This is a genomic window from Rhodococcus sp. WB9 (assembly GCF_007558985.1).
GTDB lineage: Bacteria > Actinomycetota > Actinomycetes > Mycobacteriales > Mycobacteriaceae > Rhodococcus_F > Rhodococcus_F opacus.
Map to the genome: position 1 here is coordinate 218,593 of NZ_CP041769.1, position 26,069 is coordinate 244,661.

The following is a 26,069-nucleotide window of genomic DNA, read 5'->3' on the forward strand; positions in this document are numbered from 1 at the left end:
GCGATTTGGGTCAAGAGGGAAGATAGAGGCATGTCCGACATTCACGACGCCGTCCCGATCCGCGACGAATCCATCCGTCTCGGCCAATTCCTCAAGCTCGCCAACCTCATCGAGTCGGGCGCGGAGGCGAAGGAAGTGATCGCCGACGGACTCGTGTCGGTGAACGGTGAGGTCGAGGTTCGGCGGGGGCGGCAGTTGCGGGACGGGGATGTCGTGGAGATCGGTGGGATGACGGCTCGGGTGAGTTCTCAGTCCTGACGGTCGGCGGTCGCGAACCTCTGCAGGAACAGCGCCTCGGCGACGGCGAGATTCTCGATTTCGCCGGGATCCACACTTTCGTTGGGGGCGTGGATGAGGCAGCGCGGTTCCTCCACCCCGATCAGGGCGATCTCCGCTGTCGGGACGACGGCGGAGAAGACGTTGCACAGCGGGATGGAGCCGCCCTGCCCGAGGGTTCCGAGTTCCTTCCCGAACGCCTCCTCCATCGCAGCGCCGAGGGCCGCGTATCCGGGGCCGTCGGTGGTCGCGCGGAACGGGGAGCCCACCGCTTCGCGTTCCACCGTCACCCGCGCATTCCACGGGGCGGCGTTCTCGAGGTGCGCGGCGAGCGCGTCCTGCGCCTTCTGCGGGTCCATACCGGGTGGTACCCGCAGGTTGAGGCGGGCCGATGCGCGCGGCTGGATGGCGGCGGCCGAGCCGACCACCGGCGGGCAGTCGATGCCGAGGATCGTCAGGGCCGGCCGGGCCCACACGGCGTCGGCGACGGAACTCGAACCGGCGAGACGCACACCGTCGAGCACGCCGGCGTCGGTGCGGAACTGCACCTCGGAATAGTCGACGCCCGTCCACTTCTGGTCCGACTCGAGCCCGTCGACGACGGTGTTGCCGTCCGCGTCACGCAGGGTGGCGAGCATCTGGACGAGGGCGGCCAGCGCGTCGGGGGCGGGCCCGCCGAACATGCCCGAATGCACCTCCCCGGCCAGGGTCTCGACGTGGACCACGACGTTCGCGATGCCGCGCAGCGTTGTGGTGACGGTCGGGCTGCCGACCGCGGCGTTTCCGGTGTCGACGACGAGGATCATGTCGGCGTCGAAGAGTTCGGGCCTGGCCTCGACGAGGTTCTCGAGCCCGCCGGTGCCCATTTCCTCGGATCCTTCGGCGACGATTCTGATGCCGACGGGGAACGGGGTGCCGAGTGCGCGCAGCGCCAGCAGGTGCATGACGATGTTGCCCTTGCAGTCGGCTGCGCCGCGCCCGTACCAGCGGCCGTCCCGCTCGGTGAGGGTGAAGGGGTCGGTGTGCCAGAGCTTCTCGTCACCGGGCGGTTGAACGTCATAGTGGCAGTAGAGCAGTACCGTCGGGGCCCCGTCCGGCGCGGGCTGGTGTCCGACGACGGCGTGTGAACCGTCGGATGTCTCGAGCAGTTCGACGTGTCCGATCCCGGCTCCGATGAAGGCGTCCCTGACCCACTCGGCGGCGCGAACGCATTCCTCCGGTGGGAACTGCCGCGGATCGGCCACCGACCGCATGGCCACCAGTTCGGCGAGTTCGTCACGCGCCGTGGGCATCAGCGCGGCTACTGTGGAACGGATTTCGTCGGACATCAACGCCTCCTCGGGGTTCCCCTAATTCTCGTCCACGAGTTTCGGATCGGCGACGGCGGACTCGAATTCCGCCGACCTGTCCGGGCAGTGCACGGCGATCACCAGTCGCTCACCTTCGACGATGGAGTCCGACGAACGCGGCGGCGAGGACGGAATACAGGATCCAGTGGGTGTTTTCGGGTCTCTTGTGCAGGTCGTCGACCGAGACGGTGTTCACGGACTGGTCGTCGGGGCGGCCCATACGGCCGGATGTGGTCATCACGCCTCCTCCGCGAGCGGGTCGGCCGCCAGTCGTGTTTCCAGGACGGTGTGCGCAGCGCGAACATCAGCCCGTGCACCACGAGATACACCTGCATGGTGATGGCGGAGAGAATCCAGTACGCGAAGATTCCGAGGACCGGCCCAGCGACGAACATCGCCCGAGGGAATTCGCTCGCTGGTCGCCGCAGGCTGGAGACGTGCACGGCGTTCATCTCCATGCCCGAGTAGGACAGGAAGTTGTCGACGATCAGCACGAGACTGGCGATGCCGGTCCAGGCGGGGAGCAGGGCGCTGAATTCCATCTCCTCGGCCGACGCATTGCCCTGGCCGAGGAACACGATGAGCAGCACACCGGGAATAAACGTGCCCAGTACGAGTCCGGCACTCGACAGTCCCGCGACGGCCTTCATTCCCCGTGCGGACACGAGAACACCGGTCCAGAACAGGGTGACGATGATGATGGCCGTGTACAGGCCGTTCGCGGCGAGCGCCGGATTGATCACGTACGCAAAGGTGCTCGCGACGTAGGCCAGGAGCGTCGGGTAGTAGAAGCAGGAAGACGATGGCGGGGACGACATACAGGAACACGCAGGCCGGCCCGTACGGCCATCGAGTTCGCCCTCCGTAGGAGCGGGTCGTGCGAACGACCGCTGAATCCTCCGGATTATTGCGTCGGCGCTCGGAGCCTCGCAGCGGTTCGGCATCGATAGATACCGAACCGCCGCTCGGTTCTCGCCGGATCAGCGGACGACGACGCCGTCCTGATCGCTGTAGACGGTCTCGCCCGGATTGAACGTGACGCCGCCGATCTCGATCGGGACGTTCTTCTCACCGGAGCCGGTCTGGGTGCTCTTGCGGGGATTGGTGCCCAGCGCCTTGACGCCGATGTCGAGGGTCTTCAGGATCGCCGAGTCGCGGACCGCGCCGTTGACGATCACGCCTGCCCAGCCGTTGTCGACGCCGCGTCCGGCGATGATGTCGCCGACCAGGGCGGTGTGGATGCTGGCGTCACCGTCGACCACCAGGACGCCGCCGTTGCCGGGCTCGCCGAGGGTCTGCTTGACCAGCAGGTTGTCCTGGAAGCACTTGATGGTGGTGATGGGGCCGGAGAACACTTCACGGCCGCCGAACTGGATGAACTGCGTGTCGCAGCTCCGGATGTCGGGTCCGATCTCGTCTGCCAGGTCAGCGGTTGCCACGGGTTCAGTCATACGCGTCAGGATAGAGGGCCGGCGCTGGGAGAATGCGGGCCATGACCATTGCAGTGACAGGAGCCACGGGGTCGATCGGCGGCAAGGTGCTCGAGCGGCTCGGCGGCGGCGCCGGGGTCCGGCTGATCGGGCGGAACGCCGAGCGGCTCGAGCCGCTGGCCGAGCATTTCGACTCCGCGTTCGCGGTGGCCACGTACGCCGACGGTCCGGCGATGACCGCCGCGCTGGACGGCGTCCGGCTGCTGTTCCTGGTCTCGGGTCACGAGAGCGCCACCCGCCGTGAGGAGCACCGCACCGTGGTGGACGCCGCCCGTGCGGCCGGGGTGGAGCGGATCGTCTACCTTTCGTTTCTCGGCGCGGCGCCCGAGTGCACGTTCACCTTCGGCCGCGACCACTACTTCACGGAGCAGCACATCCGGGAGACCGGGCTGAAGTACACGTTCCTGCAGGACAGCTGGTATCAGTCGATGATCCCGCTGATGGCCGACGATCAGGGCGTCATCCGGGGTCCCGCCGGGGACGGACGGGTGAGCGCGGTGGCGCCCGACGACGTCGCCGATGCGGTGACGGCGGTCCTCACCACCGGCAACGGCGACCACGACGGCGTCACCCACCGGCTGACCGGGCCGGAGGCGTTCACCCTCACGGAGGCCGCCGAGACGATCACGAGGGTGACCGGACGTTCGGTGCGTTTCGAGAACGAGACGCTGGACGAGGCGTACGCGTCCCGCGCCCACTTCGGGGCGCCGGACTTCGAGGTCGCAGGGTGGGTGACCTCGTACGCAGCGATCGCGGCCGGTGAGTTGGCGGTGGTGACGGGGGACGTCGAGGCGCTCACCGGGCGGCCGCCGCAGACCTTCGACGACTATCTGAACAGCTACACTTGACCCGTCCTGGCATAGCGAGCGGTAGATAGGTCTTTGATGGTCAGCTCATCCAAGGGTGCGACGCCCACCGAGGTCGGCAACGCAGCGGACTGGCGCCGCCTCGAACCCACGAAGTTGACGCCGATCCTCAGCGCCTCCCTCGACGCGTTCTACGAACACGGTTTCCACGGCACGTCGGTGCGCGACATCGCCCGCCGAGTCGGTGTCACGGTACCCGCTCTCTATTACCACCACGAGAACAAGGAGGCCGTTCTCCTGGCGCTCCTGGAACTCTCCACCAGCGACGTTCTCGAGCGCGCCCACGCCGCGAGCGCCGACGGCGGCGACGATCCCGTGCAGCGACTCGCGAACGTCATCGAGGCGATCGTGTTGCGGATGACCATGCGATCCCGTCTGGCGGCCCTCGAGAGCGAGGTGCGCTACCTGAGTCCGGAGAACCGGCAGCGTTACCGCACCGTCCGCAAGGGTGTGGAGGAACTGGTCCTCGAGATCGTCAAGGAAGGCAAGAAGCGGGAGCTCTTCGACGTGTCGGATGCCGCGGAGACGACGCGGGCACTTCTCGGTATGTGCCAGTCGATTCCGCGCTGGTATCACGCCGAGGGCAAGCTGACCCCGGACGCGGTGGCCCGCAAGTACGTCGAGATCGCGATGAAGACGGTGGGATCCACCGAGGCTCCCGTCAAACCGAAGAAGAGGCGCACCGCCGGCGTCTGACCGGTGATGCGCCTCGGCAGGTTCCGGTGGTCAGCTACCCAGGCCCAGCCCTGGTGACGCGACGGCGTCGAACTGTGTCGTCGTCTCGGCGGGTGTGCCGTTCGGTGGGGCGTAGGTGAACACGGCGGTGTAGCGGCCGGCCTCGTGCGTCCGGATCGCTGCCGTCCCGGCACCGAGGGTGAGCGGGATGGTTCGCGTGTTCACGTCGCCGTCGGGCTCGGTGATCTCGAGTTCGACCGGAGTGGATCCGTCGGTGCCGGTCGGGGTGGGCGTGACCAGCGCGCCGAGCGTCACCAGATTGTTGGCGTAGACGGTCCCGAGCGGCGGAACGACGGAGATTTGATAGGTGGTTGCGGCGGTTGCCGTGGGCGCCAGAGCGAGTGAGGCCGCTCCTGCCAGTGCGGCAATGGTCAGGGTCCCTCGCGAGAAGTGCACAAAATCCCTTCCTGTCGACGGTCTCTACGCGCAGCCACGTTACGGCAGAACCGGGAGTTGCCAACCCTCATTCGCCGTGTGTCCGAGAATAGTTCGAACACACGGCATTCCGTCGATCAGGCGTCCAAAGCGGTTCAGGATGCGGTGTTTTCCCGCGCGACCGTACCGATGGTGTGCTGTACGGGGCACGTTCTGGGGAAGGTGCCCAGTTTCTCCACTTCGTACCCAGTCGGGTAGCTGCGAATGTTGGGGAGGTCGCGGGCGAACTTGGGCTCGGTGCGCACGGGGTAGAACCGGACGAGGCGGGCGCGGGCCTTCAGTGCAGCCCGCGACAGAGTTCGCGCGAGGCGGGACGGCCGACGGTAGGCGAACGCGTCGAGAAGCGGATCGTCCATGAGTGCCCAGGAGAAGCGCTTGATCAGGGCGGCGGGCGCGAGGTTGTTCGGCGGGAACGTGCAGAGGAGTGCGAGCGTCGAGTCGGCGACGGCGCGGCCACCCTCGTCGAAGAGGAAGTGTTCACGCTCGTAGTCGTCGAGGAATCTCTCGAACGCCTCGAACGTCTCGGGAATCTGCTTGATGCCCATGTACTTGCCGAGCGCACGGTAGTAGTTGGTCGATCCGACGATCTCGTTGCGGGTGAGTTTCCGCCAGCCGAAGTCGTCGATCCAACGCACCGGGGTCACCACGAACGTCGACAGCACGTAGCGCATGTCATCGTTGGAGATGTCGTAGGAGCCGTGCATCTGGTTCATCCGGCGGATCCCGGCGCGACCGGGATCGCTGGTGAGGCCGTGTTCGAGGACGGCGTCGAGGATCAGGCCGGTGTCGTCGTAGCGTTTCTGCACGCGTTCGGTGAATTCACCTGTCTCGAACAGCAACCGCCCGATGCTCGGCACGGCGTACGTCCGGAACAGCGCGAAGCTGAGGGCCTGGTTGATGTCCCAGGGAAATTCCTGCGTGGCGAGAATGCGAGCGATCTCTTCGTACTGCGTCTCGGGATCGAGTCGGTCGGTCCGGCGACGTAGATCGAAGCGTTTCATGGGTTTCACTTCCTGCAGCGGCTGTGACGGAGGTCCACGTGATTTAGCGATCGTTCAGACGACTCGACTGTAACGCCGTTCACAGTGCGACGCCAGAGTGGCATTATGCAAACACATGGCGCGAAATTCACCGCAGACCGAACGCATCGTGATGTTGACGGAACTCCTCGCGGACGAGCCGGAGACGCCCCGGAGCCTCGCCGACATCGCCCGGCACCTGGGTGTTGCGAAGGCGACCTGCTATCCGATGGTCGTGGCGCTGACCGAGGCGGGGTGGCTCATCCGGCACCCCACCCGCAAGACCTACCGACTCGGTCCCGCGCTCATCCCCATCGGACGTGCAGCGACGACGGCCACGGATGTCGTCGACCTCGCGCGGTCGGTGATGCACGAACTGGCCGACGCGTCGGACATGGCGTCCATCGCGTTCGTGCAATCGGGAAACGACGTGGTGGTGGCCGAGGTGGTGCAGCCGGTGGGGGGTCGCCGCGGAACCCTGGGCCTGCGGCTCGGCGACAAGGTGCTGCTCGCGCCGCCCATCGGTTCGGGGATCGCGGCCTGGTATCCGCCGGAGCAGCGCGAGGACTGGTATGCCCTCGGCGGGCAGAATCTGGGTGTCGAGGTGGACGTGCTGCGGGCGACGTACGAGCCGGCCCTCGCGCTCGTGCGGGAGCGCGGATACGCGATGGAATGTATGGAGCAGCAACAGCATTCACTTGCGGATGCCGTGTCGGAACTCCGCGGTCGCGGTGTGGGCGGGCATCGCTCGACCGTCGCGCTTCGAGAGGCCCGCACACTGTTGTCGGCGGATGCCGTGGTCGGTGACATCGACCCGGAGGGCAGCTACCAGCCGCTGTCGATCAATGCCGCGGCATTCGACCGTGACGGTGAACCCGCGGTCGTACTGTGTGTCGCCGACGCGTCCCGGCCGATGTCGGGTGTGCGCACAACGGAGATCGGTGAAATGGTCCGGGACGCCGCGGCGCGGGTGACGGCCGCCATGCACGGCCGCCACCCGTGAGTACTTGTCAACCGCGGGCGGTTGACAAGTACTCACACGCTATTTCAGTTCGGCGAGGACGGTGCCCTGGGTGATGGCGGCGCCGGGTTCGACGGCGAGGCCGGTGACGGTGCCGGCCTTGTGGGCGTTGACGGGGTTTTCCATCTTCATGGCCTCGAGGACGGCGATGAGGTCGCCCTCGGCGACTTGTTGTCCTTCTTCGACGGCGACCTTGACGACGGTGCCCTGCATGGGGGCGGTGACGGCGTCACCGGAGGCGGCGCCGCCGTGGGCGCCGCCGCGGGTGCGGGGCTTGGGCTTCTTGCGGACCGCCCCGGCCGGGGCACCGGCGCCGGTGCCGAGGGTGAACTGTCCGGGCAGGGACACCTCGACGCGGCGGCCGCCGACCTCGACGACGACGTTCTGCCGGGGCCCGGACTCGTCCTCGTCGATCGGCTGGTTACCGGTGAACGGTTCGATCTGGTTGTCCCATTCGGTTTCGATCCACTTGGTGTAGACGTCGAAGGTGGTGCCGTCGCCGATGAAGGCGGGGTCGGAGACGATGGCCCGGTGGAACGGGATGACCGTGGCCAGTCCTTCGACCTGGAATTCGGCGAGGGCGCGGCGGGCGCGGGCCAGGGCCTCGTCGCGGGTGGCGCCGGTGACGATGAGCTTGGCGAGCATGGAGTCGAACTGGCCGCCGATCACGCTGCCGGTTTCGACGCCGGAGTCCATCCGCACGCCGGGGCCGGTGGGCGGGACGAACTTGGTGACCGGTCCGGGGGCGGGCAGGAAGCCGCGGCCGGCGTCCTCGCCGTTGATGCGGAATTCGAAGGAGTGCCCGCGGGGGGTGGGGTCCTCGGTGAGGTCGAGGTGTTCGCCGTTGGCGATCTTGAACTGTTGCAGGACCAGGTCGAGGCCGGCGGTTTCCTCGGTGACGGGGTGTTCGACCTGCAGGCGGGTGTTGACCTCGAGGAAGGAGACGGTGTCGCCCTGGACGAGGTATTCGACGGTGCCGGCGCCGTAGTAGCCGGCCTCTTTGCAGATGGCCTTGGCGGAGGTGTGGATGCGGTGGCGTTGGTCGTCGGTGAGGAACGGGGCGGGGGCCTCCTCGACGAGTTTCTGGAAGCGGCGTTGCAGGGAGCAGTCGCGGGTGCCGGCGACGATGACGTTGCCGTGCTGGTCGGCGATGACCTGGGCTTCGACGTGGCGGGCCTTGTCCAGATACTGTTCGACGAAGCATTCGCCGCGGCCGAACGCGGCGACGGCCTCGCGGGTGGCGGAGTCGAACAGTTCGGGGATTTCCTCGATGGTGTGGGCGACCTTCATGCCGCGGCCGCCGCCGCCGAACGCGGCCTTGATGGCGACGGGGACACCGTATTCCTTGGCGAAGGCGACGACCTCGTCGGCGTTTTTGACGGGGTCCTTGGTGCCTGCGGCCATCGGGGCCTTGGCTTTTTCGGCGATGTGGCGGGCGGTGACCTTGTCGCCGAGGTCGCGGATCGATTGCGGGGAGGGGCCGATCCAGATCAGGCCGGCGTCGATCACGGCCTGGGCGAAGTCGGCGTTTTCGGAGAGGAAGCCGTAGCCGGGGTGGATGGCGTCGGCGCCGGACTTTTTGGCGGCGTCGAGGATTTTGTCGAACACCAGGTAGGACTCGGCGGAGGTTTGTCCGCCGAGGGCGAATGCTTCGTCGGCCAGGCGCACGAACGGGGCGTCGGCGTCGGGTTCGGCGTAGACGGCGACGCTGGCCAGGCCGGCATCGGCTGCGGCCCGGATCACCCGCACTGCGATCTCACCGCGGTTCGCGACGAGCACCTTGGAAATACGTGCACTACTCATCGAAATGTCTTCCCTTTTCTACAGTTTCAGTAGCCTGCGTTGACCAGGACGGCAGCGGCGGCTACTTGCCGACGCAGAATGAGGGCGGGAGTGCCCCACGAATCGTTATCGACCGCGGGCGCTTCCGCCGCGGAACCGGACGAGGCGATCGCAGCGAACACTGCCAGCACCGCGGCGATGTCCGTGTCGCTCGGGTTGCCCGTGAACGTCACGGCCGGCGCCGCCGGCGGCTCTTCGGCGATGCCGGCGCCCAGCTCGTCGAGCACCTCGTCGACAACCAATTCCGCCGCGGTCATAGGGGGATGTTCCCATGCTTCTTGGGCGGGAGGGTGACCATTTTGCGTTCGAGTAGGCGCAGGGCGGCCACGATCTGTCCGCGGGTGTGGGACGGGGGGATGACGGCGTCGACGTAGCCGCGTTCGGCGGCGACGTACGGGTTGACGAGGGTGTCCTCGTATTCCTGTTGCAGTTGCAGGCGCAGCGCGTCGACGTCGTCGCCGTTGCGGGCGGCCTCGAGGAGGCGTTTGCGGTAGACGAACCCGACGGCGCCGGAGGCGCCCATGACGGCGATCTGGGCGGTGGGCCAGGCGAGGTTGACGTCGGCGCCCATGTGCTTGGAGCCCATCACGTCGTAGGCGCCGCCGTAGGCCTTGCGGGTGATGACGGTGATCTTCCCGACGGTGGCCTCCCCGTAGGCGTACAGGAGTTTCGCGCCGCGGCGGATGATGCCGTTGTATTCCTGGTCGGTGCCGGGCAGGAAGCCCGGGACGTCGACGAGGGTGATGATGGGGACGTTGAACGCGTCGCAGGTGCGCACGAAGCGGGCGGCTTTTCGGAGGCGTCGATGTCGAGGCAGCCGGCGAACACGGTGGGCTGGTTCGCGACGATCCCGACGGAGCGGCCGTCGACGCGGCCGAAGCCGACGACGATGTTGCCGGCGCGTTCGGCCTGGACTTCGAGGAATTCGTCGTCGTCGAGGATGCGGCGGATGACCTCGTGCATGTCGTAGGGCTGGTTCGCCGAGTCCGGGATGAGGGTGTCGAGTTCGAGGTCCTCGGCGGTGAGGGAGTCGTCGATCGATCCGGTGATCGGGTCGGTGGGCAGCATCCGGGGGGCCGCGGCCTGATTGTTGCTGGGCAGGTAGGACAGCAGGTCCTTGACGTAGTCGAGGGCGTCTTGTTCGCCGGAGGCGACGTAGTGGGCGACGCCGGATTTGACCATGTGGGTGTGCGCGCCGCCCAAATCTTCCATGGTGACGTCTTCGCCGGTGACGGTTTTGATGACGTCGGGGCCGGTGACGAACATCTGGGAGGTCTGGTCGACCATGACGACGAAGTCGGTCAGGGCGGGGGAGTAGACGTGGCCGCCGGCGGCGGGGCCCATGATCAGGGAGATCTGGGGGATGACGCCGGAGGCCTGGACGTTGCGGTGGAAGATTTCGCCGTAGAGGCCGAGGGAGACGACGCCTTCCTGGATGCGGGCGCCGGCGCCTTCGTTGATGCCGATCAGGGGGCGCCCGGTTTTGAGGGCGAGGTCCATGACCTTGACGATTTTTTCGCCGTAGATTTCGCCGAGGGAGCCGCCGAAGACGGTGGCGTCCTGGGAGAACACGCAGACGTCGCGGCCGTCGACGGTGCCGTAGCCGGTGACGACGCCGTCGCCGACGGGGCGGTTGTCGGCGAGGCCGAAGTTCACCGAGCGGTGCCGGGCGAGGGCGTCGAGTTCGACGAAGCTGCCGTCGTCGAGCAGGGCGGTGATGCGTTCGCGGGCGGTGAGCTTGCCCTTGGCGTGGACCTTCAGGGCCGCGGCTTCACCGCTCGGGTGCTGCGCCTCGGTCTGACGATTACGCAGGTCGGCGAGCTTTCCCGCCGTCGTGTGAATATCGGGCGTGACCGCCGAATCTGTGACTGTCATCTATGACTGCTCTTCCCGTCGAGGCTGTCGGAACCTGCGCTGCACCCTGTGGGGTACGCGGTTCGTGGGATTACCCACTCGGACGCCGCCACTTTAACGCATTACTTATCGATCGTTCACGTGCGCTGCGTCACCCTCGAAGCGAGAGTGTGATGCATCACGCTACTGGTCCTCGGTGCGGCCGTGGCGGCGCTCGTAGTCCTCGCGCGTGCGGTCGGCGCGACGCTGCGCCTTCGCGCCCAGGAGGTCCGGATCGAGGCCGTGACTGAGCAGACGGTGGCGACGGTAGATGTTCATCAGCGCGACCGCAAAGTAGAGCAGCGGGAGCAGCAGGAGGGCCATCATCGCCAGCGGAATCCAGATCGGACCGGGGATGAGGAGGAACAACGCCAGCACCGCGACGACGGGAAGCATGAAACGGAGGACGTACCGCACCGAGGCTCCCGGCCCGACGAGGTCGTTGCGGACCCAGTCCTGCATCGAATCGGGCAGCGTGCGGCCGAAGAGATACCCGACGTACTGACTGGAGCTGGGACGCTGCGCATCGGACATGGTTTCAGGATAGTGCTGACAAACGGAGCGAACTCGACGACGGTGCGTGGTCGAGTTCGCTCTGTTCCCGCTACTGCTGCTCCGCATTCGCGACGATGACGTCCCGGACGTACTGCGCCAGACCGGGGGCGACGTCGTCGTAGTGCCGGCGAAAGCGGTCGTCGGCGAGGTACATCTCGGCGAGGTTCACCTGCATTGCGTGATCGCAGTCGTAGAACCGTTCGATGCCGGCGCGGTGTTCCTCGGCCAGTGTGTTGGCCCGATCGGATCCGGGTTCGACACCATCGGCCATCGCCTGCGCGAGCGACGCCTCGAATGCCTCTCCCTCGGCCTTGATTCGCTTCCAGTCCTCCTTGCTCATCTTCGCGGACCGCTGCAGGGACTGCTTCCACGCGTCGGTGTCGCCCCAGCGCTCTTCGGCCTCGGCGGCGTACTCCTCGCCCGGCCAGTTGTCGCCGAAGATTTCGTTCTGCTCTTCGGGGGTGAGCTGAATGCCCATGCTTTTCGCCTCCATCATCTTCTCCACGGCAGCAGCCATCTCGTGCAAGCGATCGATCCGTTCGCTCAGCAACGCGTGCTGTCGCCGTAGATGCGCGAGGGCATCGACGTCCGGGTCGTCGAGGAGGGCTGCGATCTCCTCGAGGGGGAAACCCAGTTCGCGGTACGTCAGCACGCGGTGCAGACGTTCCACGTCGGCGTCCGAATAGCTGCGGTACCCACCGGTTGTGCGGTCGGACGGTGTCACCAGGCCGATCTCGTCGTAGTGGTGCAGAGTGCGCACGCTCACTCCGACCAGCCTGGCGACCACGCCGACCGTGTGTTTCTCGCTCACGTCCTCTACCGTGCAGCCTTACGTCGCGTGAGGGTCAACTCAGTTGTAGAGATCTTCGAGTTCGTCGGAGAAATTGGTCATCACGACCTTGCGCTTGAGCTTCATGCTCGGTGTGATCTCGCCGTTCTCGACGGTGAGTTCCCGGTCGAGGATGCGGAACTTCTTGATCTGCTCCCACCGGTTCAGTCCGGCGTTGAGTTCTTCGACGTATCCGCCGATCAGGTTGCGGGTTTCCTGGGCGTTCGCGATCTCGGCGAACGATTTGCCGCCCAGCCCGTGATTCTCTGCCCATTCGCCGATCGATTCCGCGTCGAGGGAGATCAGGGCGACGCAGTACGACTTTCCTTCGCCGTCGACGATGAGTTCACCGACGTAGGGGCAGATGCCCTTGAACGTGGCCGCCACGGCGGAGGGTGCGACGTATTTGCCGTTGGACGTCTTGAACATGTCCTTCTTGCGGTCGGTGATCCGTAGGTAGCCGTCCTCGTCCATTTCGCCGATGTCGCCGGTGCGGAACCAGCCGTCATCGGTGAGCGCTTCGGCCGTGGCTTCGGGGTTCTCGTGGTATCCGCTCATGACGCCGGGACCCTTGATGAGGATTTCGCCGTCGTCGCCGATCCTGGTCTCGGTGCCCGGGATGGCCCAGCCGACGGTACCGAACCGGTAGGCCGACGGGCGGTTGACGAACGATGCGGCACTGGTCTCGGACAGTCCGTACCCTTCCAGGACGACGATGCCGACGGCATCGAACCATTGCGCGACATCACGATTGAGCGCTGCGGAACCGGAGATGAAGAACTTCAGGCGTCCACCGAACCGTTCGCGAATCGTGCTGTACACCAGCCGATCCGCGACGGCGTGCTGGACCGAGTCGAGTAGCGACGGACTCTTGCCCGCCTGCTTGGCCTTCGACACCCTCAGCCCGACGCCGATGGCCCAGTCGAAGATCTTCTCCTTCACACCACCTTCCTCGCGCACCGTGGAGACGATCCGCGCGTGCGCTTTCTCGAAGATGCGGGGTGCCGCGCCCATGAACGTCGGTTTGACCACCGCGAGGTTCTCGACGATCTTGTCGACGCGCCCGTCGACCGCCGTCGCGAAGCCGATCTGCAGGGGCAGGGTGAGCAAGACCTTCCCGAACACGTGGGACAGCGGGAGCCAGAGGTATTGCAGGTCGTCGGCGTCGAGGATGCCGGTGGCGTCGATGGCGGCCGCCACATACGTCCATGCGGAGTGCGACAGCCGCACACCTTTCGGCCTGCCGGTGGTGCCGGACGTGTAGATCAGGGTGGCGAGGTCGTCGGGGCCGATCGCCTCGATCCGGTCGTGCACGGCGTCGGGTGTCTCGGCGAGCAGTTCTTCGCCGAGGTCGTGTAACTGGTCGAACGTGATCACCCAGTCGTCGTCTCCGGGGTCGCCGTCGATCAGGACGACCTTCTCGACGGCACCGAGTTCGCTGCGCTCCTCGCGCAGTTTGGCGAGCTGCGCGTGGTCCTCGGCGAAAACGATGCGGCTGCCGGAGTTGGCGACGATGTAGGCGACGTCGCCTGCGGTGGTGGTGGGATACACCGTGGTCGTGGCCGCGCCGGCGCACATGACGGCCAGGTCGGCGAGCACCCACTCGTAGCGGGTGGCGGAAGCCAGCGCCACCCGCTGCTCGGCCTGCACGCCGAGGACGATGAGTCCGGCCGCGAGGTTGCGTACACGGTCGCCCGCCTCGGACCAGGTGACGCTGGACCACTTCTTCGGGTCCGCCGCGTCGACGTGTCGGAACGCTTCGCGGTTGGGTGAGTGGGCCACCCGATCCACGAACAATGCGGCTACCGACGGAGCCCGATTCTCGATTTTGGAGCGGTCAATGACCTCGTCCGATGCGCGCTGAGCTGCCATGTATCGATCTTAGGAACCGGGACCGCTCGGGGGAGTGGTTTCGGGGCAGGTCAACCGTGCTCGGCCGCCATTTTGCGGGGTCTCGCGGCGATGGCCAGAGACATGACGGCAGCGATCGCGCACAGTCCGCCCGCGACGTAGAACGCGGAGTCGTAGCCGCCGAACTGGTCGCGCACCAGTCCCGCGAGGAACGCCACGATGCCGGCGCCGATCTGGTGCGACGCCAGCACCCAGCCGAACACGATGGGTGCGTCGCCGCCGAAATGTCTGCGGCACAGTGCGACCGTCGGGGGTACGGTCGCCACCCAGTCGAGTCCGTAGAAGATGACGAACGCGATCATCGGCGGGTGCACGGTGTTCGCGAACAGGATCGGCAGCAGCATCAGCGAGATCCCGCGCAGTAGGTAGTAGATGCCGAGGAGCTTGCGTGAATCGAACCGGTCGGTGAACCACCCCGACGCGATGGTGCCGATCACGTCGAAGATCCCGATCACCGCCAGCAGGCTCGCCGCCGCCGTCACCGGCATGCCGTGGTCGTGCGCGGCCGGGACGAAGTGGGTTCCGACGAGTCCGTTGGTGCTCGCCCCGCAGATGGCGAACGTGCCGGCCAGCAGCCAGAACACCCGGGTCCGCGCCGCCGACACCAGCACCGTCACGGCCCGGCCCGCGGCGCCGCCGCGCCCGGTCGGGGCGGGTGGGGCCGCGACGTAGTCGGCTCCGGCGCCGTACGGCACCGTCCCGACGTCGGACGGCCGGTTGCGCAGGAATGCGAGGACCAGCGGCACGACGGCGAGGGCCGCGAACGACACCGTCAGCGCCACGGTCTGCCAGTTGTAGTGCTCGGCGACCATTGCGAGAATCGGCAGGAACACCAACTGTCCGGCGGCGCTGCCCGCGGTGAGGATGCCGGTCACGAGGCCGCGGCGGGTGACGAACCAGCGGTCGACGACGGTGGCCACGAAGGCGAGCGCCATCGACCCGGTACCCAGCCCCACGAGCACGCCCCACAGCAGCACGAGTTGCCAGGTGGCGGTCATGAAGACGGTCAGTCCGCTGCCGGCGGACACCAGGACCAGCGCCGCGGTCACCACCCGCCGCATGCCGAAGCGTTCCATGAGCGCCGCCGCGAACGGCGAGGTCAGCCCGTACAGCACCAGGTTGATCGACACCGCGGCGGAAATGCTTGCCCGCGACCAGCCGAAGTCCTCGTGCAGGGGGTCGATCAGGATCGAGGGCGCCGCCCTGAAACTGGCGGCCCCCACGAGGGCGAGGAACGCGACGGCGGCGACCAGCCAGGCGTAGTGGAGGCGCGGCGGGCGCGTGTCGGTGAGCGGCGCGGGCGGGCCGGGCGGCGCGATCTCGGAAGTCACCAGGCAAGTCTGGTGGGTGTGCCCCGCCCGGGGAAAGCTGCCAGAATGACAACATGCGAAAGAATCTGGCCAGGGCCGAACGTCATCGGGTGGTCGTGCTCGCCCTGGACGGTGTGATCCCGTTCGAACTCGGCATTCCGTCGAGGGTCTTCGGCCGAGCGCACGACGCCGACGGAAATCCGCTGTACGACGTGCAGACCTGCACGGCGGACGGACGGCCTGTGCGTTCGGACGCCGATTTCTCGGTGTCCGTCGATCACGGGCCCGAATTGCTGGCCGAGGCGGACACGGTGGTGATCCCCGCGTCCTACGAACTCGGCCCGGCCTACGACGACGGGCATCTGCCCCCGAACCTGGAGGCGGCTCTCTCCTTCGTCCGGCCCGGCACGCGCTACGTCTCCATCTGCACCGGCTCCTACATTCTCGCCGCCGCGGGGCTCCTCGACGGACTGCGTGCCACCACACACTGGCGCAACGCCGACCATTTCCAGCGCACCTATCCGCAGGTCCGCGTCGATCCCGACGTGCTGTTCGTCGACGAGGGGCACATCCTCACGTCGGCAGGCGTCGCGGCCGGACTCGACCTCTGCCTCCACATCGTGCGCCGCGACCACGGCTCCGGCGTCGCCAATCAGGTGGCGCGCCGATGCGTCGTCCCACCGTGGCGCGACGGCGGGCAGGCGCAGTACATCGAGCGGCCGATCCCGGAGACCACGGCCGAGTCCACCGCGGCCACCCGGGACTGGGTGCTGGATCGGCTGGGTGAGTCACTGACGCTGAGCCGAATGGCCGCGCACTCGAACATGAGCGTCCGCACGTTCACACGGCGGTTCGGTGAAGAGGTCGGCACCACCCCGAACCGCTGGCTGATCACTCACCGGGTCGACCGCGCGCGGCAACTCCTCGAGATCACCGACCTGTCCGTCGACGTCATCGCCCGCGAGGTCGGATTCGGGACGGCGGTGTCACTGCGCCAGCACATGGGCGCCGTGCTCGGCGTCCCACCGTCGGCGTATCGCAGAACGTTTCGCGTCCGGGCGCTCAAGACGACGGCACCGGCGTAGATCCCGAGTCCTCCTTCGTCCCGCTGTCCTCCGCGGTGGTTGTGCGGGCCGGGCGGATTAGCAGTTCGAGTGCCGCGAGCACGAGCAGGGCAATGAACACGATCCACAACACGACCAGTCCGGTGGGGTAGCGCCAGAACATCAGCAGCAGAGCGGCGACGCCGATGATGGTGCAGCGCAGCGGAATTCGGAGTTGGTACGCCCACCGTTCCACTTCGTTCGGCGGTCGGCCGGCGCCGGACTTGCGGGCGAAGTCCAGTGCCTGCCCATAGCCGCGACGCACGGCGGTCGCGGACGACGAGCCGCCGATGAGGAAGGCGCCGATCGCGATCACCAGACCGAGGACCGCGACCGCACGCAGACTTGTCCGCAGCGGTACCAGGACGGTGTCGATGACCGCTGCCGCCGCGTCGGGCGACAGGACGTCGGGTGGGACGCTGTCGAGGTAGATGGCGCGTCCGACGAGGATCCCGATCGCGAGGACGAGCATTCCCAGGGCGATGGACAGGCCGGCGAGGGAGAGCGCGCGCAGCCGTCGGCCACTGGGGGCGACGGCGACCGCGGCGGCGGCGCAGGCGATTCCCAGCCACGGCAGGATGGCCGACGCCTTGTCGAGAGCATTGACTGCGCGCTGCGCCTTCACCAGTTCGGGGGACTGGAACAGTACGAATTGTTTGTCGACCGCGGGGATCTTGTCGGCGAACGCGAAACCTCGCTCGGTCAGCGCGGCCTTCACATTGTCGATGACGGTGCCCAGAGAGATGCTGACGGTGCCGCTCTGGTCGACCTCCACCGAGCTGAGACCGTAGTTCCCGGTCATCACCGCCACCAGCGCGTTGTGCGCCGAACGGTTCGCCTGGATCCAGAGGTCCTCGAACTGTTGGGACTGCACGAGCGAGCTGACGGTGTCGTGGACGAAGTTCTTTGCCTGGCTGGTGATCACCGGTGCGAGGCCGACCACGGCCGCGTCCAGCCGGGGAGCGTTCGCTGCGAGATTCGAGACGTCGGTCAGTGCCTCGAGTGCGTCCTTGGTGAGCCCCTCGACGTCGACTCGGGTGAAGATCTCGTCGGTGATCTGGTTCGTGATGTCCGCCTGGAGGGCCGGATTCGCACCGAGGGGGGCGACCGTGCTCACGTAGCGGTCGGTGTCGAGGATCTGACTTCTCGTGAAGCGTGCGGTGACCGACGCGAGTGCGAGAACGGCGACCAGGACCAGCAGAATCGTGACGGCGGTCCAGCGCAGTCCGTTCCGGGGTGGGCGGGCGACCGGTTCGGTCGGAACACCGGCGGCGGCGCCCGCGGCCTGTCCGCGCAGCGTCGCCACCTCTTCGCGCAACCGGAGGAGTTCGGTGCGTTCGTCCTTGTCGAGTGGGCCGGTGCTCGTGCCGTCTTCCATTGCGGATCAGATCACTTCGGGGTTCCAGGTGGCGACCGCCCAGATCACGACGGCGTTCAGCGCGATGATCGTGATCGCCCACACGGGGTAGTAGGGCAGCCACAGGAAGTTGACGAAGATCGACAAGGCGCACAGCACCATCGCGCCGACACGTGCCCAGGTCGCCCCGGTGAACAGTGCGACACCGACGGCCGCAACGATCACGCCGAGCACGAGATGAATCCATCCCCAGGTAGTGACATCGAATTGATAGGTGTACTCGATGCCGACGACGATCACGTCGTCCTTGGCTATCGCGGAGATCCCCTGGAAGAACTCGAGTACGCCGACGGTGACGAGAAGAACCGCCCCGCCCATCGACGTTCCCTTTGCCACACCTTGCTTGACCAGCGATTCATCGGACATGACCGTTCCTCTTTCGTCACCGTACGAAATGAACTGGCGTAAGTAAGTATCCTCCGTCGGCTCGCCCTTTGTCTGGAAGATGCCCGGACGTACGTGTATTGACCTCGCTCTACGCGGCGACGGAAAATATTTGCAGGCCAATGTATGTCCGGGAAGGGGGATCGCGATGTCCGACGAGTCGTTGGTCAAGCAGGGGGTCGCGGCCGCGACATCCATGGTGGCGGCGATAGTTTTGCTCACTATCGGAATTCTCCATGTGCTCTCGGGCATCTCGGCGCTCATGCAGGACGACCTCGTCGTCGCCGGCCCCGAGTACGTTTACCAGTTCGACACGACCGCATGGGGATGGATTCACCTGGTGCTCGGTGTGATCGTTGCGGCCGTCGGTGTCATGTTGTTCACCGGGGCGACGTGGGCCCGTGTCGGCGCCATGGTGATCTGTGCTCTCTCGATCCTCGCCAATTTCCTGTGGCTGCCGCACTACCCGTGGTGGTCGGTCGTCATGATCGTGCTGGACGTGTTCGTGATCTGGGCTGTCGCGACATGGAAGCCGGGTTACGAGCAGAGGCTCTAGCCCGCAACCCGTCGAGTGCCGGCTCGCGTTCCGTTGTCACTGCGCCGCCGAGTCATGGACGATCCCGGGCTTCCGCCGCCAGCGAACCGAGGCCGTCAGCACACGGATGCCCAACGAGATCAGGATCAGATTGCCGATGATCTGTGCCGACACCACCGCCCGCGCGGCCTCCGTGGAGGCCACGATGTCACCGAACCCGACCGTGGCGAACACCGTCAAGGTGAAATAGAGTGCGTCGAGGCGGGTCAGCGCTTCGTTGAAGTTGTCCGGCCCCGAGTACGAGAGCAGAAAGTACGTCGTCGCGTAGGCGACGAGGTAGACCCCCACGGTGACGGCCAACGCCTCCACTGCCTGCGCGACCGGGTACTCGGCCCGCAGCACCCTGCGGATCTGCCAGACGTACACCGCGCAGACCACAGCGAGACCACCGATCAGCAGGGACACGGTGCGCAGGTTGTCCACCGTGGTGAAGGGCAGCAGGAAATATGCGCTCACCAGCACCACCGTGGCGCACACCGGGCGCAGCACCGCCGGCACCAGTACACGCACCCGCGCACGTCGGGAGAGACTTCGCACACCGTCCTCGGCCACCGTCACCGCCCGTTTCTCGTCGTCGGCTGCGCTCGGATCCGTTCGGCTCCCAGGTCGAGACCGCCGGATCACCACCCTCCAGTTTCCGCCGATCGCGGAGCCGACCAGAGCACATTGGCCGTCTTTGTACTCCGGAGCGCAAAGACCCGTCGACCGTCAGGGTTTCAGGGCAACCGAGTTCACACGCCGAGTTCGTCACCCGGGTGCAACTCCACCGCAACGACACCCGCCCGCTCGGCGTGGTGGACGAACTCGGCGCCCGGACCGAAGAACAGCCGGGGGCGCACGGCGTCGAGGCCGACCGGCCACAGAGTGCCGTAGTGGATCGGCACCGCCAGTTCCGCCTCCACCAGACGCGCGACGACCGCGGCCCGAGACGGGTCGAGGTGACCCTTGCCGAGTGTCGGACCCCAGCCCCCGACGGGTAGCAGCGCGAGGTCCACGGGGCCGACGTGGTCGGCGAGATCCGGGTACAGGTCGGTGTCACCGGCAAAATAGGTCCGCCGGTCCCCCTCGACGACATACCCGATCGCGGGCGCGAGCTCAGGGCCGCGCCGCCAGCGCCGTCCGTCGTGTCGGGCGGGCACGGCGCGCACGGTGACCTTGCCGATCCTCGTCTCGTCGCCGGGCCGCAGCAGCACCAGGCGGTCGGCGAACTGGCGCAGCGCGGGCAGGCCGTCGACCGCCCGCCACGGGGCCACGATCGGGACGTCCGGATCGAGCAGCCGCAGCGACGGCAGATGGACATGGTCGGCGTGCAGGTGCGAGAGCAGGACGGCGTCCGGGTTACGCACGTGCGGCCCGGTCGGCGCGGGACCTCGGCGGCGACGTAGGTGCGCGACGCGGTCGGTCAGCACCGGATCGGTCAGGACGACCGTCCCGCGGTCCACGATCAGCGCGCTGGCATGTCCGAGCCAGCGCACACCGGCTGCGGCGGCATCCGACCACGGCGTTGCGCTCACACCCTTACGATTCCAGATGACGAAAGGCGGTGCGATGCGCACGGTGGGCGGCGTGGTGCGGGTGCTCGTCGAGTTCTTCGTGCTGTGGGGGTCGTCGGCGCTCGCGCTCATCGTGCTCGACCGCATCCTCGGCGGCATCGCCCTGGACCGGTCGAGCTTCGCTCCGCTACCGGCACTCCCGGCCGCGCTGGTGCTCGCGTTGGTGTTCGGCCTGCTCAACGCCGCGCTGTGGCCGGTGATGATGCGGTTCATGTCGTGGATCGGCCCGGTGCTGCTGTTCGTCGGGGTATTCCTCGCAGGCGGTGTGATCATGCTGTTGACGCTGTACCTGGTACCGGTCGCGTCGGTGGACCAGCTGAGCGATGCATTCGTCCTCGCGGCGCTGCTCTCGCTGTTCACCTCGGTGGTGTCGGGCGCGATCGCGTCCCGCTCCGATACCGCGTACCGACTGATGCAGGTGCGTCGACAGCGGTTCCGGTTGCGTCGCAACGCCGCCCTCGTGGACGCGACCCCGGGGCTGTTGTGTATCCAGATCGACGGCCTCGGTTACGACGTGCTGCGTCGTGCGATCGCCGACGGCGTGACGCCCGGGCTGGCGAAGTTGGTGCGCGAGACCCACCGGCTGGTGCCGTGGCACACCGACTGGAGCAGTCAGACGGGTGCGACCCAGCTGGGCGTGCTGCACGGTTCCAACCACAACGTGCCGGCGTTTCGCTGGTACGACAAGACGACCGAGCGTATTTCGGTGTTCAGCAACCCGACCGACAACGAGCAGCGCGAACTCGAACGAACGGACATTCCCGGCCTGCTGGCGCACGACGGTGCGAGCCGCGGCAACCTGTTCACCGGCGGCGCGCACGACAACGTGCTCGTCGTCAGTCGCATGCGCGGCGCCCGCCTCGGCGGCGGTGCCGGCTACAGCGACTATTTCGCCGACCCGGCGAGCGCGCTGCGCACGTTCATCCGAATGTTCGCGGAACTGCAACGGGAACTACGCCAGTCACTGCGGCAGAAGCGAAAGGACATCCAGCCGCGGGTGCCGCGGGGCGGGGTCTATCCGTTCGTGCGGGCGTTCGCGACCGTGCTCGCCACCGACGTCGCCGTCGCCGCGGTGGTCGGCGATCTGATCAAGGGACGCAGTGTGGTCTACGTCGACCTGATCGGCTATGACGAGGTGTCGCATCACTCGGGCATTTCCCGGCCGGAGACCCTTGCGGTGCTGACCAAACTCGACGACGTCGTCGAGATGGTGCTCGCCGTGGTGGAGCAGGCCGATCGGCCCTACCGCGTCGTCGTGCTGTCCGATCACGGGCAGAGTCAGGGTGCGACCTTCCTGCAACGGTACGGGGAAACTTTGGGGCAGTTGGTTATCCGGCTCGCCGCACAGCGCGAACCGGCGGCGGTGAAGCGCCACTGGTACGAGCGCGAATCCGGCATCTCCCACCAGCCCGGGGCTGAGGGGCGCGGCTACGCCGCAGCGAGCGTGCATTCGCCGACTGCCGGTGAGGAGGCCCACGCCTCTGCAGGCGAGCCGATCGTGCTCGGCTCCGGCAATCTCGGTCTGGTCTACTTCCCGCACCTGCCCGGCCGCGCCGATGTCAATGCCATCGAGGCCGCCCATCCCGGGCTGCTCACCGGGCTGCGCGAGCATCCCGGGGTCGGCTTCCTGCTCGTTGCCGCCCCGGGCGGGTCCGTGGTTTTCGGGCCCCACGGCCAGGTCGACGTGACGACCGGCGAGGTCACCGGCGAGAACCCGCTCGCGGTGATGGGCCCTGACGCGCTGGCAAAGGTGCGACGCACCGACACCTTCGACAACGTTGCCGACATCATGGTCGGTGGCGCGTACTGGCCCGAGACCGACGAAGTCGCGGCGTTCGAGGAGCAGGTCGGGTCGCACGGTGGAATGGGCGGACCGCAGAGTACTCCGTTTCTCATCTACCCCGCCGACCTGCCCGCACCGCCCGACCCGCTGCGCGGGGCCGAGGCCGTGCACACGGTGCTCGTCGGCTGGCGGGATCTTTCGACGGGACCGCGCGCACGCGACCTATCGGGCACCGGCCCTTGACGGCTGGCGAAGACCCGCAGCCCAAGACGTGCAATGTACTGCGATCGCCTCCGGGCACGGCGGAAGATGGAACTACGACGGGAAGTCGGACCGTTGTGAGGAAGTGCGCGCCGCCGTCGAGGGGGTAGTCACGTGAACAGATCAGGCATCCCCGATACCGGCGACCGTGGCCGGCGGTGGTGGGCCCGTGTGGCGTTCGTGTTCGCCGTCGGTGCGGCGGCGGTGCCCGTGCTGTTCGCCGGGTTGCTGGGCACCGTGGCGTTGCTCATCGTGGGGGCCGGTGGCGTCGTGGTCACGGTGGCAGCGTTGTACTGGTTCCTCACCCGGCGCGGGGTGCTCAGGTGGATCTCGCTGGGGGTGGCGATCGTCGCGCCGATCGTCGTGCTGACGCTGTTCATCCGCGCGCACCTGCTGTGGGTGGTGCTGCTCGCGTACGTGCTCGCTCTGCTGGCCGTCGTCTGCGCCCGCGCCGCTTTGCGTGGCAGACGTGCGGAGATGACCATGCCCGAATACCCTGCCCCGCCCGCGGAGCACCCGTTCCTGATTATGAATCCGCATTCCGGTGGCGGGAAGGTCGCGAAATTCGACCTGAAGCGCAGAGCCGAAGAGTTGGGCGCCGACGTCGTGCTGCTCGAAGGGCCGGCCACCGTCGACGTGACGGCACTGGCCCGGCAGGCGGTCGCGAAAGGGGCCGATCTGCTGGGGGTGGCGGGCGGAGACGGGACCCAGGCGCTCGTAGCTGCGGTCGCGGCCGAACACCACCTGCCGTTCCTCGTGATCAGTGCCGGAACCCGCAACCACTTCGCGATGGATCTCGGACTCGATCGCGCCGATCCGACCCGATCGCTGGACGCACTCCGGGACGGTGTCGAGCTGCGCGTCGACCTCGGCACCATCAACGGTCGAACCTTCGTCAACAATGCCTCGTTCGGGGTCTACGCCGAGATCGTGCGCAGCCCCGCATACCGCGACGACAAGGCCGCGACAGTGCTGACGCTGCTCCCCGATCTGCTCACCGGGCACGGCGGGCCTCGATTGGTCGCACGGATCGGTGAGACTGCCGTGGAGGGACCGCAGGCGGTCCTGGTGAGCAACAATCCGTACGGCAACAGTGATCTGGCGGGTCTGAGCCGCCGGGACCGTCTCGATCGCGGCGTCCTCGGCGCGGTCACCCTGTCGGTGGCGAACACCCGGCAGGCGGTCGGTCTGCTGCGCCGCACCAACGTACGCGGCCTGACGCAGGAAACGTCGATGGAGGTGGTCGTAGACGCCGACACACCGGAGATCCCCGTGGGAGTCGACGGCGAATCCCTCCTGCTCCGCACTCCGGTGCGGTGCACCATCGAACCGGACGCCTTGCGGGTGCGGGTGCCCAGGACGAGGCCCGGGGTGCGTCCCGCTGCACCATCGTTCGACTGGGTTCGACTGTGGCGGAAGGCGTTCCGACCTCACCCCCCGTCCGGGTCGGCGCCTCGAGACTGAATTCGGGAGGTGGTTCTCGATCGTTCGGCAATGCCGTCGCTCTTCAGGATCACGTAGATCAGCGCCGACACGAACGGAACGAGGAGCAGGAAACACACCCAGAACGCCTTCATCCACCCCGAGGTCCCGTGGTCGCGGAACAGGTCGGCGCTGATCGCGAACAGCAGCAGAAGATACGCCAGGAACGCGAAGGCGATGGCACCGAGCCAGAAGATCGTCCAGAAGGAATCCATGCGCCGCGCCCCGTCCTGTGGTCGGTTCAGTCGTCGGTCGGATCGGCGGTGTGATCGGCTCGACTGTGGAATGCGGCCACGGCGGCGTCGATGGTGGGATAGAAGTGTGTCGCGTCGAACCTGTCGCCCACCCCGAACCGGATGAGCCGATCCTTGATCGGGCCCTTCATCTCCGCGAACGCCAACCGGATCTGCTTCCCTTCGAGATACGTGTCGAGGTCGACGAGTTCGTCGACGGCGGTGGTGTCGAGACCGGTGATCGGCTCGGCGGCCACGATCACCCACTCGACCGGGCTCGGCGCTGTCGCCACCACCGAGCGCACGTATTCGTCGAAGATCTCGCCGTTGGCGAAGAAGAGGGGAGCGTCGAAGCGCACCAGCACCAGTCCGGGGATGCGGACGCCGCCGGGGTGGCGTTCGACGTCATGGAAGCCGGGGCGGTCGGTCGTCCGGACGAGTTCCGTGCGGTACGGCTGCCAGGCGTGCGCGACCACCGCGACGAAGGACAGCCCGATCGCGACGAGGATGCCCTGCAGCACGCCCACCAAAGCGACCCCGAGGAATGCCGCGACGGCGAGTCCGAACTCCACGGTGCTCATGCGCCACATCCGGATCATTCCACTCACATCGACCAGCGCCGTGGCGGCGACGATCACCACGGCCCCGAGTGTCGCGTCGGGGAGGTACGTGGTGACCCCGGGGGCGACGAGAACGAAGACCAGGACGGCGAGTGCTCCGACGACGCAGGCGAGTTGGGTGCGGGCGCCGCTCTGTTCGGCCACCGGGGTCCGCGACCCGCTGGCGGAGATGGGGAACCCGCCGAACAGTCCACCGGCGATGTTGGCCACGCCGACCGCCTTCATCTCCGTGCTGCCGTTCACGTCTTCACCGTGCCGGGCGGCGAACGTGCGGGACAGCACCCCTGTGTCGGCGAACGCGATCAGGGCGATACCGGCCGCGGGGCCGACGAGGTTCCCCACGTCCCCCCAGTCGACACCGCCGAACGACGGCAGCGGCAGGCCGGCGGGCAGGGCGCCGACCATCCCGATGTCGTCGGTGAGTCCGAGTGCGGCGGACAGGATGATCGCGCCGACCACGGCCACGAGGACGCCGGGGATGCGGGGCACCCAGATGCGGAACCCGATGATGACGGCGAGGGAGCCGATGCCCACTGCGGCGGCGACGGGGTCGATGTTGCCCTGTACCACGGACTTTCCGATCTCCCCGATCTCTCCGATGAGGCCGGACGCGTCGACGGAGAATCCGAGCAGCTTGGGCAGTTGGCCGACGACGACGATGAGCGCGATCGCATTGAGATAGCCGAGCCGGATGGGCTTCGACAGCAGTTCGGTCACGAAGCCGAGATGCAGGAATCCGCCGACGAGGAGAATGAGGCCGACGAGGACACCGAGGATCCCGGCGAGCGCGAGCGCGCTCTCCGGGTCGTCGGCCACGGCGAGAGGCAGTACCGCCGCGGCGATGAGCGGCGCGAGCGACGAGTCCGGGCCGAGCACGAGGATTTTCGACGGCCCCACCACGGCATACGCGAGGAGCGGGATGATCGTGGCGTAGAGGCCGGCGTAGGCGGGCAACCCGGCGGCCTCCGCGTACCCCATCCCGGCGGGGATGAGCAGGGCGGTGAGGACGAGCCCGGCGGTGATGTCGGGGCGCAGCCATTCGCGGTGGTACGCCCGCGCCGTCGCGATGCCCGGCAACTGCGCGAGGCTACCTGTCCAGGACATGGT

The 26,069-nt window shown here is 67.3% G+C and carries 25 protein-coding genes and 1 pseudogene; 8 read left to right on the forward strand and 18 right to left on the reverse strand.

The window, feature by feature from the left end:
- Window positions 1-30: 30 nt before the first annotated feature.
- Window positions 31-258, forward strand: a complete 228-nt coding sequence (locus tag FND50_RS01035) for an RNA-binding S4 domain-containing protein (protein WP_005263380.1) — start codon at window positions 31-33, stop codon at window positions 256-258.
- Here the strand turns inward: FND50_RS01035 and FND50_RS01040 are convergent.
- From FND50_RS01040 to rraA, 3 genes are all read right to left on the reverse strand, one after another.
- Window positions 249-1,604 carry a dipeptidase gene (locus tag FND50_RS01040; RefSeq protein ID WP_144284451.1) on the reverse strand — a complete coding sequence of 452 codons (1,356 nt, stop codon included), beginning with the start codon at window positions 1,602-1,604 and terminating at the stop codon, window positions 249-251. The genes FND50_RS01035 and FND50_RS01040 overlap by 10 nt on opposite strands.
- Before the next feature lie 98 nt (window positions 1,605-1,702).
- Entirely contained in the window at window positions 1,703-2,443 is a 741-nt protein-coding gene (locus FND50_RS01045; RefSeq protein WP_260850864.1) for an APC family permease, read from the reverse strand.
- 162 nt (window positions 2,444-2,605) lie between these two features.
- Entirely contained in the window at window positions 2,606-3,076 is a 471-nt protein-coding gene (gene rraA, locus FND50_RS01050; protein ID WP_005563989.1) for a ribonuclease E activity regulator RraA, read from the reverse strand.
- A 41-nt stretch (window positions 3,077-3,117) separates the two neighbouring features.
- Here rraA and FND50_RS01055 point away from each other — a divergent pair, with 41 nt between their 5' ends.
- Window positions 3,118-3,963, forward strand: a complete 846-nt coding sequence (locus FND50_RS01055; RefSeq protein WP_144284452.1) for an SDR family oxidoreductase — start codon at window positions 3,118-3,120, stop codon at window positions 3,961-3,963.
- A gap of 36 nt (window positions 3,964-3,999) precedes the next feature.
- The gene (locus FND50_RS01060; RefSeq protein WP_005263375.1) at window positions 4,000-4,677 is read left to right on the forward strand and encodes a TetR/AcrR family transcriptional regulator; all 678 of its coding nucleotides are present in this window, start codon (window positions 4,000-4,002) and stop codon (window positions 4,675-4,677) included.
- A 30-nt stretch (window positions 4,678-4,707) separates the two neighbouring features.
- Here the strand turns inward: FND50_RS01060 and FND50_RS01065 are convergent, their stop codons facing one another.
- Both FND50_RS01065 and FND50_RS01070 read right to left on the reverse strand, forming a co-directional pair.
- Window positions 4,708-5,112: a hypothetical protein gene (locus FND50_RS01065; RefSeq protein WP_005263374.1), complete on the reverse strand. Its 405-nt coding sequence runs from the start codon at window positions 5,110-5,112 to the stop codon at window positions 4,708-4,710.
- 134 nt (window positions 5,113-5,246) lie between these two features.
- A complete protein-coding gene (locus FND50_RS01070) occupies window positions 5,247-6,152 on the reverse strand; it encodes an oxygenase MpaB family protein (protein WP_144284453.1) in 906 nt (301 codons plus the stop codon).
- A gap of 115 nt (window positions 6,153-6,267) precedes the next feature.
- Here FND50_RS01070 and FND50_RS01075 point away from each other — a divergent pair, with 115 nt between their 5' ends.
- A complete protein-coding gene (locus FND50_RS01075; RefSeq protein WP_144284454.1) occupies window positions 6,268-7,173 on the forward strand; it encodes an IclR family transcriptional regulator in 906 nt (301 codons plus the stop codon).
- Window positions 7,174-7,212: 39 nt separating this feature from the next.
- Here the strand turns inward: FND50_RS01075 and FND50_RS01080 are convergent, their stop codons facing one another.
- The 7 genes and pseudogenes from FND50_RS01080 to FND50_RS01110 all read right to left on the reverse strand — a co-directional run bounded on the left by FND50_RS01080 (window position 7,213) and on the right by FND50_RS01110 (window position 15,552).
- On the reverse strand, window positions 7,213-8,994 hold the full coding sequence (locus FND50_RS01080; protein WP_144284455.1) for an acetyl/propionyl/methylcrotonyl-CoA carboxylase subunit alpha: 1,782 nt from the start codon (window positions 8,992-8,994) through the stop codon (window positions 7,213-7,215).
- 26 nt (window positions 8,995-9,020) lie between these two features.
- A complete protein-coding gene (locus FND50_RS01085; protein ID WP_005265720.1) occupies window positions 9,021-9,290 on the reverse strand; it encodes an acyl-CoA carboxylase epsilon subunit in 270 nt (89 codons plus the stop codon).
- Window positions 9,287-10,908 (reverse strand): annotated as a pseudogene (locus FND50_RS01090) (acyl-CoA carboxylase subunit beta). The gene FND50_RS01085 and the pseudogene FND50_RS01090 overlap by 4 nt, the downstream one beginning before the upstream one ends.
- A gap of 162 nt (window positions 10,909-11,070) precedes the next feature.
- Window positions 11,071-11,460: a DUF5313 family protein gene (locus FND50_RS01095; RefSeq protein WP_144284456.1), complete on the reverse strand. Its 390-nt coding sequence runs from the start codon at window positions 11,458-11,460 to the stop codon at window positions 11,071-11,073.
- Window positions 11,461-11,530: 70 nt separating this feature from the next.
- Window positions 11,531-12,292 (reverse strand): MerR family transcriptional regulator, encoded by a 762-nt coding sequence (locus FND50_RS01100; RefSeq protein ID WP_144284457.1) that lies wholly within the window; start codon window positions 12,290-12,292, stop codon window positions 11,531-11,533.
- Window positions 12,293-12,331: 39 nt separating this feature from the next.
- Window positions 12,332-14,182, reverse strand: coding sequence for a long-chain fatty acid--CoA ligase (locus FND50_RS01105; protein ID WP_007296296.1), 1,851 nt, complete (start codon window positions 14,180-14,182; stop codon window positions 12,332-12,334).
- Between the two features lie 50 nt (window positions 14,183-14,232).
- A complete protein-coding gene (locus FND50_RS01110) occupies window positions 14,233-15,552 on the reverse strand; it encodes an MFS transporter (RefSeq protein WP_144284458.1) in 1,320 nt (439 codons plus the stop codon).
- A 53-nt stretch (window positions 15,553-15,605) separates the two neighbouring features.
- On the opposite strand from FND50_RS01110, the gene FND50_RS01115 reads away from it, so the two are divergent.
- Window positions 15,606-16,616, forward strand: coding sequence for a GlxA family transcriptional regulator (locus FND50_RS01115; RefSeq protein ID WP_144284459.1), 1,011 nt, complete (start codon window positions 15,606-15,608; stop codon window positions 16,614-16,616).
- Here the strand turns inward: FND50_RS01115 and FND50_RS01120 are convergent.
- Both FND50_RS01120 and FND50_RS01125 read right to left on the reverse strand, forming a co-directional pair.
- Entirely contained in the window at window positions 16,594-18,012 is a 1,419-nt protein-coding gene (locus FND50_RS01120; protein WP_144284460.1) for a hypothetical protein, read from the reverse strand. The genes FND50_RS01115 and FND50_RS01120 overlap by 23 nt on opposite strands.
- Window positions 18,013-18,018: 6 nt before the next feature.
- Entirely contained in the window at window positions 18,019-18,417 is a 399-nt protein-coding gene (locus FND50_RS01125) for a hypothetical protein (RefSeq protein ID WP_005257648.1), read from the reverse strand.
- A gap of 166 nt (window positions 18,418-18,583) precedes the next feature.
- Here FND50_RS01125 and FND50_RS01130 point away from each other — a divergent pair, with 166 nt between their 5' ends.
- Window positions 18,584-18,991 (forward strand): hypothetical protein, encoded by a 408-nt coding sequence (locus tag FND50_RS01130; protein ID WP_144284461.1) that lies wholly within the window; start codon window positions 18,584-18,586, stop codon window positions 18,989-18,991.
- A 36-nt stretch (window positions 18,992-19,027) separates the two neighbouring features.
- Here FND50_RS01130 and FND50_RS01135 read toward each other — a convergent pair whose 3' ends face one another.
- Together FND50_RS01135 and FND50_RS01140 are read right to left on the reverse strand one after the other, a co-directional pair.
- Complete coding sequence (locus tag FND50_RS01135) at window positions 19,028-19,588, reverse strand: potassium channel family protein (RefSeq protein WP_260850865.1); 561 nt, start codon at window positions 19,586-19,588, stop codon at window positions 19,028-19,030.
- 173 nt (window positions 19,589-19,761) lie between these two features.
- A complete protein-coding gene (locus FND50_RS01140; RefSeq protein WP_144284463.1) occupies window positions 19,762-20,544 on the reverse strand; it encodes an MBL fold metallo-hydrolase in 783 nt (260 codons plus the stop codon).
- Between the two features lie 34 nt (window positions 20,545-20,578).
- Between FND50_RS01140 and FND50_RS01145 the strand changes: the two genes are divergently transcribed.
- Both FND50_RS01145 and FND50_RS01150 read left to right on the forward strand, forming a co-directional pair.
- Window positions 20,579-22,609 carry a phage holin family protein gene (locus FND50_RS01145; RefSeq protein WP_144288947.1) on the forward strand — a complete coding sequence of 677 codons (2,031 nt, stop codon included), beginning with the start codon at window positions 20,579-20,581 and terminating at the stop codon, window positions 22,607-22,609.
- Between the two features lie 132 nt (window positions 22,610-22,741).
- On the forward strand, window positions 22,742-24,091 hold the full coding sequence (locus FND50_RS01150) for a diacylglycerol kinase family protein (protein WP_144284464.1): 1,350 nt from the start codon (window positions 22,742-22,744) through the stop codon (window positions 24,089-24,091).
- On the opposite strand, the gene FND50_RS01155 is transcribed toward FND50_RS01150, so the two are convergent.
- Both FND50_RS01155 and FND50_RS01160 read right to left on the reverse strand, forming a co-directional pair.
- Window positions 24,058-24,324, reverse strand: a complete 267-nt coding sequence (locus FND50_RS01155; protein ID WP_005257658.1) for a hypothetical protein — start codon at window positions 24,322-24,324, stop codon at window positions 24,058-24,060. The genes FND50_RS01150 and FND50_RS01155 overlap by 34 nt on opposite strands.
- Before the next feature lie 26 nt (window positions 24,325-24,350).
- Window positions 24,351-26,066 carry a SulP family inorganic anion transporter gene (locus tag FND50_RS01160; protein ID WP_144288948.1) on the reverse strand — a complete coding sequence of 572 codons (1,716 nt, stop codon included), beginning with the start codon at window positions 26,064-26,066 and terminating at the stop codon, window positions 24,351-24,353.
- Window positions 26,067-26,069 lie beyond the last annotated feature (3 nt).

Excerpts from the sequence above, each read along its gene's own strand:
- FND50_RS01035 (WP_005263380.1), top strand. The coding sequence starts at position 31 with ATGTCCGACATTCACGACGCCGTCCCGATCCGCGACGAATCCATCCGT.
- FND50_RS01040 (WP_144284451.1), bottom strand. The coding sequence starts at position 1,604 with ATGTCCGACGAAATCCGTTCCACAGTAGCCGCGCTGATGCCCACGGCG.
- FND50_RS01045 (WP_260850864.1), bottom strand. The coding sequence starts at position 2,443 with ATGTCGTCCCCGCCATCGTCTTCCTGCTTCTACTACCCGACGCTCCTG.
- rraA (WP_005563989.1), bottom strand. The coding sequence starts at position 3,076 with ATGACTGAACCCGTGGCAACCGCTGACCTGGCAGACGAGATCGGACCC.
- FND50_RS01055 (WP_144284452.1), top strand. The coding sequence starts at position 3,118 with ATGACCATTGCAGTGACAGGAGCCACGGGGTCGATCGGCGGCAAGGTG.
- FND50_RS01060 (WP_005263375.1), top strand. The coding sequence starts at position 4,000 with ATGGTCAGCTCATCCAAGGGTGCGACGCCCACCGAGGTCGGCAACGCA.
- FND50_RS01070 (WP_144284453.1), bottom strand. The coding sequence starts at position 6,152 with ATGAAACGCTTCGATCTACGTCGCCGGACCGACCGACTCGATCCCGAG.
- FND50_RS01075 (WP_144284454.1), top strand. The coding sequence starts at position 6,268 with ATGGCGCGAAATTCACCGCAGACCGAACGCATCGTGATGTTGACGGAA.
- FND50_RS01080 (WP_144284455.1), bottom strand. The coding sequence starts at position 8,994 with ATGAGTAGTGCACGTATTTCCAAGGTGCTCGTCGCGAACCGCGGTGAG.
- FND50_RS01085 (WP_005265720.1), bottom strand. The coding sequence starts at position 9,290 with ATGACCGCGGCGGAATTGGTTGTCGACGAGGTGCTCGACGAGCTGGGC.
- FND50_RS01095 (WP_144284456.1), bottom strand. The coding sequence starts at position 11,460 with ATGTCCGATGCGCAGCGTCCCAGCTCCAGTCAGTACGTCGGGTATCTC.
- FND50_RS01105 (WP_007296296.1), bottom strand. The coding sequence starts at position 14,182 with ATGGCAGCTCAGCGCGCATCGGACGAGGTCATTGACCGCTCCAAAATC.
- FND50_RS01115 (WP_144284459.1), top strand. The coding sequence starts at position 15,606 with ATGCGAAAGAATCTGGCCAGGGCCGAACGTCATCGGGTGGTCGTGCTC.
- FND50_RS01120 (WP_144284460.1), bottom strand. The coding sequence starts at position 18,012 with ATGGAAGACGGCACGAGCACCGGCCCACTCGACAAGGACGAACGCACC.
- FND50_RS01125 (WP_005257648.1), bottom strand. The coding sequence starts at position 18,417 with ATGTCCGATGAATCGCTGGTCAAGCAAGGTGTGGCAAAGGGAACGTCG.
- FND50_RS01130 (WP_144284461.1), top strand. The coding sequence starts at position 18,584 with ATGTCCGACGAGTCGTTGGTCAAGCAGGGGGTCGCGGCCGCGACATCC.
- FND50_RS01145 (WP_144288947.1), top strand. The coding sequence starts at position 20,579 with ATGCGCACGGTGGGCGGCGTGGTGCGGGTGCTCGTCGAGTTCTTCGTG.
- FND50_RS01155 (WP_005257658.1), bottom strand. The coding sequence starts at position 24,324 with ATGGATTCCTTCTGGACGATCTTCTGGCTCGGTGCCATCGCCTTCGCG.
- FND50_RS01160 (WP_144288948.1), bottom strand. The coding sequence starts at position 26,066 with ATGTCCTGGACAGGTAGCCTCGCGCAGTTGCCGGGCATCGCGACGGCG.